Raw genomic sequence first — 13032 nt, 5'->3', positions numbered from 1 at the left:
GCTGTCAGGTTCGCACAACGGGGCGCGTGCTCCGTTGATCCACGTCAACGCCTCCCAAGGCGCCAGCGCTTCAGCAGCAGGGCATTGGTGAGCACGCTCACGCTGGACAGCGCCATGGCGGCGCCCGCCACCACCGGGCTGAGGAAGCCCAGCGCGGCGAGCGGGATGCCGGCCACGTTGTAGGCGAAGGCCCAGAACAGGTTCTGCCGGATCTTGCGCACGGTGCGATGCGAGATGTCGAGCGCGCCAGCCACCAGCCCCACGTCCCCGCGCATCAGCGTCACGCCGGCCGCATGCATCGCGACGTCGGTGCCGGTGGCCATGGCGATGCCGACGTCCGCCGCGGCGAGCGCCGGCGCGTCGTTCACGCCGTCGCCCACCATCGCGACGATGTGCCCTCCCTTGCGCAAGGCCGCCACCCGCGCTGCCTTGTCGCCGGGCAGCACTTCGGCCTGCACCTCGCCGGGCTGCAAGCCGAGGCGGTGCGCCATCGCCAACGCGGCGGCCCGGTTGTCTCCGGAGATCATCACCAGCTGCAGGCCGCGCTGCCGCAGCCGTTCCAGCGCCTCGCGCGCGCCCGGCTTGGGTTCGTCGGCAAAGCCCATCACGGCGCGCAGCGCCAGCCCCTCGGGGACGCGCTCCACCAGGGCGGACAACGTCGCGCCTTCGCCCTGCAGGCGGTCCACCTCGGACGCCAGCGGGCCCAGCGGCACCTGCAGCTCCTCCAGCCAGCGCAGGCTGCCGATCAGGAAGCTGCGGCCGCCCAGTTCGCCCTCGGTGCCGCGCCCGGCCACCGCCCGCACGGCGTCCGGCGCCTGCAGCGCCATGCCGCGCTCGCGCGCAGCGGCCACCACGGCGCGCGCCAGCGGATGCTCGCTGCCGGTCTGCAGGCTCGCCGCCAGGCCCAGCACCTCGGCCTCATCCAGGCCGGGAGCGACCCGCAACGCAGCGAGCCGCGGCTGCCCCACCGTGAGCGTGCCGGTCTTGTCGAAGGCCACGGTGTCGACGCGGTGCGCCAGTTCCAGCGCCTGCGCGTCCTTGATCAGGATGCCGTGGCGTGCGGCCACGCCCGTGCCGGCCATGATGGCCGCAGGCGTGGCCAGGCCCAGCGCGCATGGGCAGGCGATCACCAGCACCGCCACCGCATGGATCAGCGCCTCCTCGACCCCCGCGGACGCGAACAGCCAGCCGGCGAAGGTGATCGCCGCGATCACCAGCACCACCGGCACGAACACCGCCGACACCTGGTCCACCATGCGCTGGATCGGCGCCTTGGCGGCCTGGGCATCCTCGACCAGCCGGATGATCCGGGCCAGCACGCTCTCCTGCCCCACGGCGGTGGCGCGCATCACGAAGCGGCCCTCGCCGTTGATGCTGCCGCCGGTCACGCGGGCGCCTTCCGCCTTGGCCACCGGCAGCGGCTCGCCGGTGAGCATCGATTCGTCCACGTGCGTATCGCCCTGCTCCACCACGCCGTCGGCCGGGACGCGTTCGCCCGGCTTCACCACGAGACGGTCGCCGGCCAGCACTTCGGCCAGCGGCAGGTCGGCCTCGCCGCCGGCGCGCAGGATCACGTGGGCGATCTCCGGCCGCAGCGCCTGCAGCGCGCGGATGGCCGTGGTGGTCTCGCGCTTGGCGCGGGCTTCCAGCCACTTGCCCAGCAGCACCAGCGTCACCACCACGGCGGACGCCTCGAAGTACAGGTGGCTGTGGCCCTGCGCCAGCCACAGCCACATGGACAGGCCCCAGCCGGCGCTGGTGCCGATGGCCACCAGCAGGTCCATGTTGCCGGTGCCGGCCTTCAAGGCATGCCAGCCGGCCTTGTAGAAGCGCGCGCCGAGGACGAACTGCACCGGCGTCGCCAGCGCGAACTGCAGCCAGGCCGGCAGCATCCAGTGCCGCCCGGCCAGCTCGCCCACCATCGGCAGCACCAGCGGCAGCGACAGCACCAAGCCCACGGCCACCGGCAGGAAGCCGGCCCAGGGGGAGAGATCTTCCGGGGTCACCTCGTCGGCGGCGCGCGGTTCGTAGCCGGCGTTGCGCACGGCACGGCGGAGCTGCGCCTCGATTTCCTGCGAGGGCGCATAAGTCACGCGGGCCGACTCGGTGGCGAGGTTGACCACCGCATCGCTCACGCCGGGCACCTTCTTCAGGGCGCGTTCCACCCGCGTCACGCAGGAGGCGCAGGTCATCCCGGCGACGCCGAGGTCGAGGGTGGTGGGCGCGATAGTGGCAGTGTCCATGGCAGGCATGTTCGACCTTGCCATCATGGCAAGGTCAAGCCTTGACCTGCATCAACCTGCCCCGCGGCAGGGACACTCGGCCGGCCCGATTGACCTTACCATGGTGGCAAGGTTCAAGCTGTGGACCTCGTCATCCAGAAAGGACTTCCCGTGAACCAGAGCTTCCAGGTGCAAGGCATGAGCTGCGGCCACTGTGTCGGCGCCGTCACCCAGGCGGTGAAGTCGGTCGATCCGCAGGCCGAGGTGAAGGTCGACCTCGCCAGCGGCAAGGTGGAGGTGGACTCGCAGCAGGACCACGCGGCCATCGCCCGGGCGATCGAGGAAGAAGGCTACAAGGTCGCCGCGTGAAGCCAGCCGCCTCCAGCGCAGCATGGCCGGTCCACATCGGCGATGCGGCGCGGCTGTCCGGCGTGTCCGCCAAGATGGTGCGGCATTACGAGAGCCTGGGCCTGCTGCCGCGCGTGACGCGCACGGACGGCGGCTACCGGCAGTACAGCGAGGCCGAAGTGCACACCCTGCGCTTCATCAAGCGGGCACGCGACCTGGGCTTCTCGATGGAAGAGATCGGCGAACTGGTCGGCCTGTGGCAGAACCGCCGGCGCGCCAGCGCCAATGTGCGGCGGGTGGCGCAAAAGCATGCCGAGGACCTGGGGCGGCGCATCGCGGCCATGCAGGAGATGCAGAAGACCCTGCACCACCTGATCCACTGCTGCCACGGGGACGAGCGCCCCGAGTGCCCGATCCTCGAGGAACTGGCGCGTTAGCTCTTACTGCGGCGTGCCGTGCCGGCGCATCGCGGCGTCCAGCGCGCGCTGGAACTCCACTTCGTCCTTGGTCATGGCCCGCTGCATGATGCGGTTGGGTCCCGCACCCATCGCACGCGTGTCGACCGCGGAACGCGCCTGCGCCTGCTGCAGCGACTCGCGCTGCGCGAGCACCGGCTGGTCGATCAGGATCACCGCACCGACACTGGCGCGATCGCTCGCCGGATTCGGCGCCGTGTCGGTCATGGTGATCGGTTCGGGTTCCTTGGTCTGCGCGATGGCGCCACCCGCGAGCAGTGCGCCTGCCAGCACTCCGGCGGCGGCTCGCGCGAAATCCTGGACAGTCATGGTGCACTCCTAGGTTCGGTTTGCGTGGCTCTCACTGTGGTCCTGCCCGTCCGTCGCTTGCGTCATTGGGAGTGGACGCTTTCCGTAGGAGCCCGTCGACCCATCCTGTAGCCGGCGACAGGGCCATTTCTTTACACATCAGCAACCCACCCGGTATGGATGGGATACAGCGCTCGCCCAGACTGCGCAGCAACGGGCTCGAAAGCGGGTCCGCCCCACTGAAAGGACTCCCCGTGAAATCGCTGCAACGTCACCTGATCGCCGCCGGCTTCGTCGCCGCCCTGGGACTGGGCGCCATCGCGCAAGCCCAGCCGCAGACCCCGCCCGCCGGTCCCGGCGGCCGCCACGACCCCGCCCAGAAGGAGCAGTTCCAGGCCCGCATGCAGGAACGCATGGCCGCGCGCATGGCCGAACTGAAGCAGAAGTTGCAGGTCAGTGCCGGCCAGGAAGCCGCCTGGACCAGCTGGGCCACCGCCATGAAGCCCACGCCGCACCAGCGCCCCGAGCGTGGCGAGTTCGCCAAGCTGAGCACCCCCGAGCGCATCGACCGCATGCGTGCCCTGCGCGCGCAGCGCAACGCCGAGATGGACAAGCGCATGGACGCCACCAAGGGCTTCTACGCCGTGCTGACGGCCGAGCAGAAAAAGACCTTCGACGCCGAGAGCCTGCGCTTCCTGGGCGGCGGCAAGGGCGGCATGGGTGGGCACCACCACCGCGGCTGATCCGCCGCTCGCAGTCCCAAAGAAAAAGCCAGGCATCCGCCTGGCTTTTTTCATGGGCCGTTCTCCTTTAGTAGGAGAACACGTAGTACGGCTCAGAAGTGACAGCGCTGTACGGGATGGTGTAGCTGCCCACGATCATGCGGTTGTTGTCGGTCACCATGTTGGGCGCGCCGCCGGTCATGGTGCTGGCTTCACCCGCACGGGCCGGGACGTTGAAGGTCGCGGCGGCCTGGTGGCGCTGCTTCCCGTCGATGCCGTGGCGAAGCAGGTGGGCATTGCTGTGGATCTGGGTCATCGCCGTGGTGCGGTCCCAGTTGATGTTCGGCTGCACGTACACGTACTGCATCGGCATCGTCGTGACGACCGTCGTGGTGGGCGCGGCGCCCAGCACCGTGGTGTCCATCGACGTGGACGGGCCGGCACCCAGCACCGTCGTGCCCATGCCGATCGAGCTGTCGAGCGCCAGCGTGTCGGCGCCGTTTTCACCCAGTTCCACCACCGTGCCATTGGGGTAGAACACCGCGTCGGCGTGGGCCATGCCGGCCGCCGCCATCACACCGGCGGCAAGAAGGGAAAGGGACATTTTTTTCATGGAAAGCTCCGTACTGGTTCCGTGTTGTTCGAAATTCCCGGCAGGCGCCGGGTGCTTGTGTGATTCCCAGTTTGGAGCGCTCCCTCGCCGGCCCTATCGGACAGCTCGGCGCATGGCCGTAGGACGCGCCGCGCCGGCCGTGCGCGGCCGCCTTCAAAAGCGCTGCACCGCTTGGTGGCGGCGCCAAGCAGCGCCATCTTCGAATGAGGTCGGAAGCCGACACCCTTGCAAGGCAAAAGCGGACGCAGCGCCCCTGCCGCGTCCTACGCCGCGCAGGCAGGTGAGCGCGTTGGCATCGACCGGCGAGCCGCCACACGATCTTGGCTTTGCGTCCTACGCCTGCGCTGCAGCTGGGCACTTAACGTGTGCCACCGACAACAAGCACCCACGCCCATGAGCGACCTGAGCCAGCCGATGACGCCGGCCGCCGAGCCCAAGCTCGCCGTGCCGCAACTGACCGTGATGACGGTGAACATCCACAAGGGCTTCACCACCTTCAACCGCCGCTTCATCCTGCCCGAGCTGCGAGACGCGGTGCGCAAGGTGGGCGCCGACGTGGTGTTCATGCAGGAGGTGCTGGGCATGCACGACGAGCACGGCAAGAAGATCGAGGACTGGCCCGAGGCCGGCGGCCAGTACGAATTCCTGGCGGACAGCATCTGGCCGCAGTTCGCCTACGGCAGGAACATGGTCTATCCCAAGGGCCACCACGGCAACGCGGTGATGTCCAAGTTCCCCATCGTCACCCACCAGAACCACGACGTGTCGGTCGCGGGTCCCGAGAAGCGCGGCCTGCTGCATTGCGTGCTGCAAGTCCCCAACTTCGCCAAGGAGGTGCATGTCATCTGCGTGCACCTGGGCCTGGCCGAAGCGCACCGCCAGCAGCAGCTGGACCTGCTGTGCCAGATCACGCTCACCGAGGTGCCGGCCGACGCGCCGCTGATCGTGGCGGGCGACTTCAACGACTGGCGCCGGCGCGCCAACGAGGTGCTGCTGCGCGAAGCCGGGCTGCACGAGATCTTCGTGGCCGCGTATGGCGAACCGGCGAAGACCTTCCCCGCGATCTTCCCGGTGCTCTCGCTCGATCGCATCTACGTGCGCAACTGCTCGGTGCACCTGCCCGTTGTGCTGCCGCGGCGGCCCTGGTCGCACCTGTCCGACCACGCGCCCCTGGTCGCCGAAATCCGCCTGTAGGCCGCCATGGACCGACGCTGGATCCCGGGCAACGACTTCACCCTGCTGGAGAACGGCGAGGAGTTCTTCCCGCGCGTGTTCGCCTGCATCGCCAATGCCAGGCGCGAGGTGATCGTCGAGACCTTCATCCTGTTCGAGGACAAGGTGGGCCTGCAGCTGCACGAGGCGCTGATCGCCGCCGCCCGCCGCGGCGCGCAGGTGGACATCACGATCGACGACTGGGGCTCGCCCGACCTGTCGGAGCAGTTCCTGCGTTCGCTGCGCGAGGCCGGCGTGCGCATCCACTCCTTCAACCCGGGTCCGCGCCCCTTCGGCCTGCGGCCGCACCTGCTGCGGCGCATGCACCGCAAGATCGTGGTGGTGGACCGCGAGCGGGCCTTCGTCGGCGGCATCAACTACTCGGCCGACCACCTGGCCGACTTCGGACCCGAGGCCAAGCAGGATTACGCGGTGGAGATCCACGGCCCGCTGGTGGCGGAAATCCATCGCTTCTGTCACACGGCGCTGGCCGAGGGCTTGCGCTACACGCGCGAGAAGCGCCAGTGGTGGCGCTGGCGCAAGCAGCTGCGGGCGGCGCCCGAGGAGCTGCCGCACGCGGGTGCGGCCGATGCCACCTTCGTCGTGCGCGACAACCGCCGGCACACGAACGACATCGAGCGGCACTACCGCATCGCGATCCGCGCGGCGAAGCAGCGCATCGTCATCGCCAACGCCTACTTCTTCCCGGGCTACCGTTTCATCAAGGAGCTACGTCGTGCGGCGCGCCGCGGCGTCGACGTGCGGCTGATTTTGCAGGGCCAGCCCGACATGCCGTTCGTGAAGACCGCCGCCGGCATGCTGTACCACCACCTGTTGCGCGCCGGCGTGCGGATCTACGAATACTGCGAGCGCCCGCTGCATGGCAAGGTTGCCGTGATGGACGACGAGTGGGCGACCGTCGGATCGAGCAACCTCGATCCCATGAGCCTGTCCTTCAACCTGGAGGCCAACGTCGTGATCCGCGACCGCGACTTCGCCCTCACGCTCACCGGCAAGCTGGAAAAACTGATGTGCGACGCATGCAACGAGGTCACCGCCGAATCGCTCGGCGAGCTCAAGGGCTGGCCGCTGGTGCAGAGCTTCCTGGCTTACCACTTCACGCGCCGCTATCCGCGCTGGGCGCAATGGCTGCCGCGCCACGTTCCGCGCCTGATCCCGGCAGCGGCGCAGCCCGGCAAGCCAATGGCGCCGGTGCTGGCGGCGGCGAAGGAGAAGGCGGGATGAGCCGGCTGCGCGCGATGCTGGAGCACCCGTGGTGGCCCTGGGCCAAGCGGATCGGTGGCGGGCTGTTCCTGCTGCTGGTCGTCGCACTGCTGGTGCGCTATGCCCGCACGGTGGACTGGCCGCGCGTGAAGGAAAGCATCCTGGCGTTGCCGCGTCCGGTGCTGCTGCAGGCGCTGGGCTTTGCGGTGGTCAGCCACTTCGTCTACAGCCTGATGGACCTGGTGGGACTGAATTACACCGGCCACCACATGCGCAGGCTGCAGGTGATGCTGGTCAGCTTCATCAGCTATGCGTTCAACCTGAACCTGGGTTCGCTGGTCGGCGGCATCGGCCTGCGCTACCGCCTCTACAGCAACCACGATGTCCGCTACGGCAACATCACGCGCATCGTCACCTTGGCGCTGATCACCAACTGGATCGGCTACATCCTGCTGGCCGGTGCGGTGTTCACCATCGCACCGCTGGAGCTGCCGCCCAACTTCAAGCTGGACAGCGAAGAGCTGCGCATGGTCGGCGTGGCTCTGCTGTCAGTCGCCGTCGTGTACTTCGCGCTCTGTAGCTGGTGCAAGCAGCGCAGCTGGGAGATCCGCGGCCACGACGTCGATCTGCCGACGGCGCGGATGGCGCTGGCGCAGTTCGCCATCTCGTGCACGCACTGGATGACCATGGCGGCCGTTCCGTGGACGCTGCTCGGCGGCGCCGTCGATTACCCGACCGTCCTGTCGGTGCTGCTGATCGCGGCCATGGCCGGCGTGATGCTGCACATCCCGGCTGGGCTGGGGGTCACCGAAGCCGTGTTCATCGCCCTGCTGTCCCACCGCATCCCGGAGCACCAGCTGCTGGGCGCACTGCTGGCCTATCGCGCGATCTTCTACCTCACCCCGCTGCTGGTCGGCGCGCTGCTTTACGTCAAGGTCGAGATGCGCACGCGCAAGGAGGTCGCTGCCTCATGATGCATTTGCATACCTTGGTGCCCTTTTTCCAGCGGTGCTGCCCACAATCCGTGCATGCAACGAAAACGCACGGCCATTGCTTGCTCGCTCGCGCGAGCTTGATCCCGTGATGGAACCCATGGGCATGGAAGCAAGACTGGCAGGGCATACCGATCTGGCCGGCTTCCGTGCCGAGGCTCGGTCCTTGCTCGCGCACCAGGTGCCGCCCGAGGACGTGCAGTGGCAGCTGGAGGCCTTGCCGGAGCGCTACACCGATCCGCAATCACCGCAATCGAGCCGGCCGAAGAACGTGGCGCGTGCCGCCACCGCCATCGTTCCCGCTTCCTTCACGCGCCTGTGCGAGTTCGTGGTGCTGCACCGGGACACGGCGCGTTTCGCGCTGCTGTACCGGCTGCTGTGGCGCCTGGTGCACGAGCCCAACCTGCGCAACGACCCCATCGATGCCGACATGCTGCAGGCGCAGCACATGGCGCACGCGGTGCGCCGCGACATCCACAAGATGAAGGCCAACCTGAAGCTGCACGCCGTGCACGACGCGCAGGGGCAGGAACTGCAGGTGGGCTGCTACGAGCCGGCGCACCACGTGCTGGAGGCCATCGTTCCCTGGCTCGCCAGGCGCATGCCCACGGCGCGCTGGATCCTGTTCACTCCCGACCGCAGCGTGCGCTGCGAAGAGGGCCGGCTGCTGTTCGGCCCCGGCGTTCCCGCTGCGGAACTGCCCGGCCAGGACGGCCCCGATGCGGACTGGCTGGCCTGCTACGAGCGCGTGTTCGCGGAACACGATCGTGCCGCGGCCCACGCCTGAGCGGCCCGACGCCGGCATCACCTCCCTCGCCGCGCTCAAGGCGGCCACCATGGCCTGCCGCGAGTGCCCGCTCGGCGAGTTCGCCACGCAGTCGGTCACCGGCGAAGGTCGCGTGAAGCCCAGGTTGATGCTGGTGGGCGAGCAGCCCGGCGACCAGGAAGACCTGCAGGGCCATCCCTTCGTGGGGCCGGCCGGCAAGCTGCTGGCGCGGGCGCTGGAGGCCGCCGGCATTCCGCGCGAGCAGACCTTCGTCTCCAACGCCGTCAAGCATTTCAAGTTCGAGCTGCGCGGCAAGCGCCGCATCCACAAGAGTCCCACGCAGCGCGAAATCTTCGCCTGCCATCACTGGCTGGAGGACGAGATCGCATTGGTGAAACCGGGTGCACTGGTGGCGCTCGGGGCCAGCGCCGCGCGCTCGCTGCTGGAACGCGCCGTGCCCGTGCTGGCCAACCGCGGCCAGTGGCTGGCCCGCGACGACGGCCTGCAGGTGCTGGTGACGCTACATCCCTCGGCGCTGCTGCGGCTCGACGCCGAGGACCGCGAGCCGGCGTTCCAGGCGTTCGTCGCGGACCTCCGGCAGGCACAGCGGCTTTTCCGCAGCTGAAGCGCCGGCCGCGCGCGGCACGTCCGCGCAGGCGGCCGAGGCCAGCGGGTTCATCTGCTGTTCCACCACGGAGGGACGCCGCAGGTTGCGGCCGGCGCCGTCGGAGCCCTGCAGGCCGATGCCGCCCTGCGGCGGACCCGCCATGGCGCCCAGGCCGGCCTGCGCACCCGACATCGCCGGGCGGCCCTGGAACACGGCCTGCGCGTTCGGGTTGGTGCGCAGTTCGTGCACGGTCTGCTGGCCATAGGCCTCGAAGGCCATCATCGCCATCGCCACCACGACGGCGACGGCCAGCCAGTGGGTGGGGTGGTGGTGCGGGATGTGTTTCATCTGCGGCTCCTTGCAGTGCTTGACCGAGTCTGGCGCGCAGGCGTGCGCTGGCCAGCCGCCGCGGGCCACAGCGGCCGTAGGACGCGGACGCCAGCGACTGCCATCACGGGGACTCGGAAGAGCGGCTCGCGGGGCAAGCCGGGCGGCGCTTCGAAAATGACACGCTTGTGTTACAGCACCGCTGCTAAACTCCGCAGCACTTTTCACCCTGGATCGATGACCGTTGCACTCGCGGGACGCGCTCCTGCCACCTTCGAGATCAAGAGCGCCAACTTGCCCCTGGTGGCGCTGCTGCTGAAGTCGCCCGACCTGGACTTGCTGGCGTTGGAACTGCGGGGCCGCTTCGGCGACATCCCAGACTTCTTCGACCACGACCCGCTGGTGATCGACCTGGCGCCGCTGCACGGCAGCGCCATCGACTTCGAACAGCTGCTGGCCTTGCTCAAGCCCTACCGGGTGATGCCGGTCGCGGTGAAGGGCGGCACCGAGGAACAGATGCGGGCCGCACTCGCGATGGGCCTGGCAGCCGCCCCAGACGCCGCGCCAGTCGCCGCTCCCGCTCCACGGGCGGTCCAGGACCGGCAACCGGAACCGCCCCCTGCCGCACCGGTGATTCCGATCACCAGCGCGATGGTGATCGACCGACCTTTGCGTTCGGGCCAGCAGGTGTACGCGCGCGGGCGCGACCTGGTGGTCCTGTCCATGGTGAACCCCGGAGCCGAAGTCATCGCCGACGGCCACATCCACGTGTACGCACCGCTGCGCGGAAAGGCCATCGCCGGCGCGCGCGGCGACAGCAATGCCCGCATCCTCACGCTGTGCCTGGAGCCCGAACTGGTCTCCATCGCCGGCGTCTACCGGACCAGCGAAAACCCGCTGCCGGACAACCTCCAAGGCAAGCCCGCCCAGATCCGCCTGCAGGCGGACAAGCTGGTGATGGAACCGCTGAACTCGTAAAGGAAACCCATGGCCAAGATCATCGTCGTCACGTCCGGAAAGGGCGGCGTCGGCAAGACCACCACCAGTGCCAGCTTCGCGAGCGGGCTGGCCCTGCGCGGCCACAAGACGGCCGTCATCGACTTCGACGTCGGCCTGCGCAACCTGGACCTGATCATGGGCTGCGAACGCCGCGTGGTCTACGACCTGGTCAACGTGATCCACGGCGAGGCGACGCTGAACCAGGCGCTGATCAAGGACAAGAACTGCGAGGACCTGTTCGTGCTGGCGGCCAGCCAGACGCGCGACAAGGAAGCGCTGACCAAGGACGGCGTCGAGAAGGTGCTGTCCGACCTGAACGCCATGGGCTTCGAGTACATCGTGTGCGATTCGCCCGCGGGCATCGAGACCGGCGCGCTGATGGCCATGCACTTCGCGGACGAGGCACTGATCGTGACCAACCCGGAAGTGAGCTCGGTGCGCGACTCCGACCGCATCCTGGGCATGCTGTCCAGCAAGACCAAGCGCGCGATCGATGGCAAGGAGCCGATCAAGGAACACCTGCTGATCACCCGCTACAACCCCAACCGCGTGGACCAGGGCCACATGCTGTCGCTGGAGGACATCCAGGACATCCTGCGCATTCCCATGATCGGCGTGATCCCGGAGAGCGAATCGGTGTTGCAGGCATCCAACCAGGGCACGCCCGCCGTGTACCTGAAAGGCACAGATGTGAGCGAAGCCTACAAGGACGTGATCCGCCGCTTCCTCGGCGAAGACCGCCCGCTGCGCTTCGTGGACCCGCAGAAAGGCAGCCTCCTCAAGCGCCTGTTCGGGAGGAAGTAAGGATGTCGTTGCTGTCCTTCCTGCTGGGGGAGAAGAAGAAAACGGCCAGCGTGGCCAAGGAACGCCTGCAGATCATCCTGGCGCACGAGCGCGTGGGCCGCAATGCCGGCGGCGCGCCGGACTACCTGCCCGCGCTGCAGCGCGACCTGGTGGCCGTGATCAGCAAGTACGTGAAGATCGACCCGACGCACCTGAAAGTTAACGTCGAGCGCCAGGACAACCTGGAGGTGCTGGAAGTGAAGATCGAACTGCCCGATCCGCCTGTGGTGAAGGTAGCACGCTAACATCCTGTCGGGGTTCACAGGATTGACAACGGCCCCTCTGTCAAGAGATAAAGCACGGATGAGCAGTTCCGTCGTCGTTCGGGTATCGCATCGCTATAGCGCATCGGCAGAGCGCGTTTTCGATGCATGGCTGACGCCGGGCCAGGCCTCCCGTTTCCTGTTCCGCACCCGCACCGGCAACGTCATGCAGTGCGTGATCACGCCCGAGGTCGGCGGCGGCTTCACCGTCACGGACCGCCGTCCCACCGCGGACGGCGACGAGAGCGTGTTCGACGTCGTGCACATGGGCAAGTACGTCGAGATCAGCCGGCCGCGCAGGCTGGTGTTCGACCTGACCGTGCTGACCTACACCGAGGACACCACCCGCGTCACGGTCGAACTGGCGCCGCTGGGCACGCAGGCCTGCGAGCTGACGCTGACCCACGACCTGGGCGCCAGCGACACCGCGCGCATCATGGAAGGCCCCACCGCCAAGGGCTGGGTGAGCATGCTGCAGCTGATGGAGCGCGAGCTGTTCCCGCGCCGCGTGGGCGTGAACCTGTAGCGTCTTGGGCCAGCTTTACCTTTCTCCCGACCTCACACGCCGTTGCGTGTCAACTGAGCCGCCGCCGTCCCGTTGTGGCGAGGTGGAGAACCCCGCGCCATGATCGAAGCCCTCGACACCTACGTCACCGGCAGCGTCGTCGCCGCCAGCCTGGCACCGCATGCCGTGGACGAATGCGATCCCTGCCTGCGCCGCCTGCTGACCGGGCCGCAGTTCTTCGTGAAGAAGGCCGACGGCCGCTGGTGCCCGCAGGGCTGCCAGCTGGGCGTGGCCTGCTGCTTCGACTTCAGCGACCTGCGCGAAGCCGTCCTGCGCGGCTGACTCAGGGCTTCCGGCCCGTGCGGCTGTTCGGGCCGCCCTTGTCTCCCTGGCCGGCGCGTCCGGTCCGCACCTGGTTCATGTTCGACTTGCCGCCGATGTGGTCCTCGCGGTCATGGCGGCTCAGCGGCGTGCGCCGGCCCTCGTTCTTCTGGGTGGGCGCTTGCTGGCCCTGCTTGTTGGTGTCGTTCTCCACCTTGCCGGAATGGCCGGCCTGCTTGTCCTGCAGGGAGGGGTGGTACTTCTTCGTCATGTGCTGCTCCTTGTCCTGAAGAAACGCTTTCGC

The 13032-nt window shown here is 68.4% G+C and carries 18 protein-coding genes; 13 read left to right on the top strand and 5 right to left on the bottom strand.

The window, feature by feature from the left end; genetic code table 11:
* Window positions 1–44: 44 nt before the first annotated feature.
* Entirely contained in the window at window positions 45–2243 is a 2199-nt protein-coding gene (locus AC1DSA_RS04625) for a heavy metal translocating P-type ATPase (RefSeq protein ID WP_477886517.1), read from the bottom strand.
* 150 nt (window positions 2244–2393) lie between these two features.
* Between AC1DSA_RS04625 and AC1DSA_RS04620 the strand changes: the two genes are divergently transcribed.
* Window positions 2394–2591 carry a heavy-metal-associated domain-containing protein gene (locus AC1DSA_RS04620; protein ID WP_477886514.1) on the top strand — a complete coding sequence of 66 codons (198 nt, stop codon included), beginning with the start codon at window positions 2394–2396 and terminating at the stop codon, window positions 2589–2591.
* Window positions 2588–3007: a Cu(I)-responsive transcriptional regulator gene (gene cueR / locus AC1DSA_RS04615; RefSeq protein ID WP_477886512.1), complete on the top strand. Its 420-nt coding sequence runs from the start codon at window positions 2588–2590 to the stop codon at window positions 3005–3007. The genes AC1DSA_RS04620 and cueR overlap by 4 nt, the downstream gene beginning before the upstream one ends.
* A gap of 3 nt (window positions 3008–3010) precedes the next feature.
* Here cueR and AC1DSA_RS04610 read toward each other — a convergent pair whose 3' ends face one another.
* Window positions 3011–3355 (bottom strand): hypothetical protein, encoded by a 345-nt coding sequence (locus tag AC1DSA_RS04610; RefSeq protein ID WP_477886510.1) that lies wholly within the window; start codon window positions 3353–3355, stop codon window positions 3011–3013.
* A gap of 233 nt (window positions 3356–3588) precedes the next feature.
* Between AC1DSA_RS04610 and AC1DSA_RS04605 the strand changes: the two genes are divergently transcribed.
* Window positions 3589–4077, top strand: a complete 489-nt coding sequence (locus tag AC1DSA_RS04605) for a Spy/CpxP family protein refolding chaperone (protein ID WP_477886509.1) — start codon at window positions 3589–3591, stop codon at window positions 4075–4077.
* Between the two features lie 67 nt (window positions 4078–4144).
* On the opposite strand, the gene AC1DSA_RS04600 is transcribed toward AC1DSA_RS04605, so the two are convergent.
* Complete coding sequence (locus AC1DSA_RS04600; protein ID WP_477886507.1) at window positions 4145–4660, bottom strand: hypothetical protein; 516 nt, start codon at window positions 4658–4660, stop codon at window positions 4145–4147.
* 423 nt (window positions 4661–5083) lie between these two features.
* Here AC1DSA_RS04600 and AC1DSA_RS04595 point away from each other — a divergent pair, with 423 nt between their 5' ends.
* The 5 genes from AC1DSA_RS04595 (at window position 5084) to AC1DSA_RS04575 (ending at window position 9488) form a co-directional block, all read left to right on the top strand.
* A complete protein-coding gene (locus AC1DSA_RS04595; RefSeq protein WP_477886757.1) occupies window positions 5084–5863 on the top strand; it encodes an endonuclease/exonuclease/phosphatase family protein in 780 nt (259 codons plus the stop codon).
* Window positions 5864–5869: 6 nt separating this feature from the next.
* Window positions 5870–7126, top strand: coding sequence for a cardiolipin synthase ClsB (gene clsB, locus AC1DSA_RS04590; RefSeq protein WP_477886505.1), 1257 nt, complete (start codon window positions 5870–5872; stop codon window positions 7124–7126).
* On the top strand, window positions 7123–8079 hold the full coding sequence (locus AC1DSA_RS04585; protein ID WP_477886503.1) for a lysylphosphatidylglycerol synthase domain-containing protein: 957 nt from the start codon (window positions 7123–7125) through the stop codon (window positions 8077–8079). The genes clsB and AC1DSA_RS04585 overlap by 4 nt, the downstream gene beginning before the upstream one ends.
* Before the next feature lie 124 nt (window positions 8080–8203).
* Window positions 8204–8884 (top strand): DUF4130 domain-containing protein, encoded by a 681-nt coding sequence (locus AC1DSA_RS04580; RefSeq protein WP_477886501.1) that lies wholly within the window; start codon window positions 8204–8206, stop codon window positions 8882–8884.
* Window positions 8865–9488: a UdgX family uracil-DNA binding protein gene (locus tag AC1DSA_RS04575; RefSeq protein ID WP_477886499.1), complete on the top strand. Its 624-nt coding sequence runs from the start codon at window positions 8865–8867 to the stop codon at window positions 9486–9488. Before AC1DSA_RS04580 ends, AC1DSA_RS04575 begins: the two co-directional genes overlap by 20 nt.
* On the opposite strand, the gene AC1DSA_RS04570 is transcribed toward AC1DSA_RS04575, so the two are convergent.
* A complete protein-coding gene (locus tag AC1DSA_RS04570) occupies window positions 9384–9818 on the bottom strand; it encodes a hypothetical protein (RefSeq protein WP_477886497.1) in 435 nt (144 codons plus the stop codon). The genes AC1DSA_RS04575 and AC1DSA_RS04570 overlap by 105 nt on opposite strands.
* A gap of 216 nt (window positions 9819–10034) precedes the next feature.
* Here AC1DSA_RS04570 and minC point away from each other — a divergent pair, with 216 nt between their 5' ends.
* From minC to AC1DSA_RS04545, 5 genes are all read left to right on the top strand, one after another.
* Complete coding sequence (gene minC / locus AC1DSA_RS04565) at window positions 10035–10775, top strand: septum site-determining protein MinC (protein ID WP_477886496.1); 741 nt, start codon at window positions 10035–10037, stop codon at window positions 10773–10775.
* 9 nt (window positions 10776–10784) lie between these two features.
* Window positions 10785–11600, top strand: a complete 816-nt coding sequence (gene minD / locus AC1DSA_RS04560) for a septum site-determining protein MinD (RefSeq protein ID WP_477886493.1) — start codon at window positions 10785–10787, stop codon at window positions 11598–11600.
* Between the two features lie 2 nt (window positions 11601–11602).
* Window positions 11603–11884, top strand: a complete 282-nt coding sequence (minE, locus tag AC1DSA_RS04555; protein ID WP_477886492.1) for a cell division topological specificity factor MinE — start codon at window positions 11603–11605, stop codon at window positions 11882–11884.
* A gap of 58 nt (window positions 11885–11942) precedes the next feature.
* A complete protein-coding gene (locus tag AC1DSA_RS04550; protein ID WP_477886490.1) occupies window positions 11943–12428 on the top strand; it encodes an SRPBCC family protein in 486 nt (161 codons plus the stop codon).
* Between the two features lie 99 nt (window positions 12429–12527).
* On the top strand, window positions 12528–12749 hold the full coding sequence (locus tag AC1DSA_RS04545) for a hypothetical protein (RefSeq protein ID WP_477886488.1): 222 nt from the start codon (window positions 12528–12530) through the stop codon (window positions 12747–12749).
* A 1-nt stretch (window position 12750) separates the two neighbouring features.
* On the opposite strand, the gene AC1DSA_RS04540 is transcribed toward AC1DSA_RS04545, so the two are convergent.
* Window positions 12751–12999: a hypothetical protein gene (locus tag AC1DSA_RS04540; protein WP_477886486.1), complete on the bottom strand. Its 249-nt coding sequence runs from the start codon at window positions 12997–12999 to the stop codon at window positions 12751–12753.
* Window positions 13000–13032: the final 33 nt, after the last annotated feature.

It is taken from the genome of Ramlibacter sp. P4_H7 (genome assembly GCF_056400765.1).
Note: the sequence above shows the minus strand (reverse complement) of the source record. Positions and strands in the feature narration are given on the sequence as shown.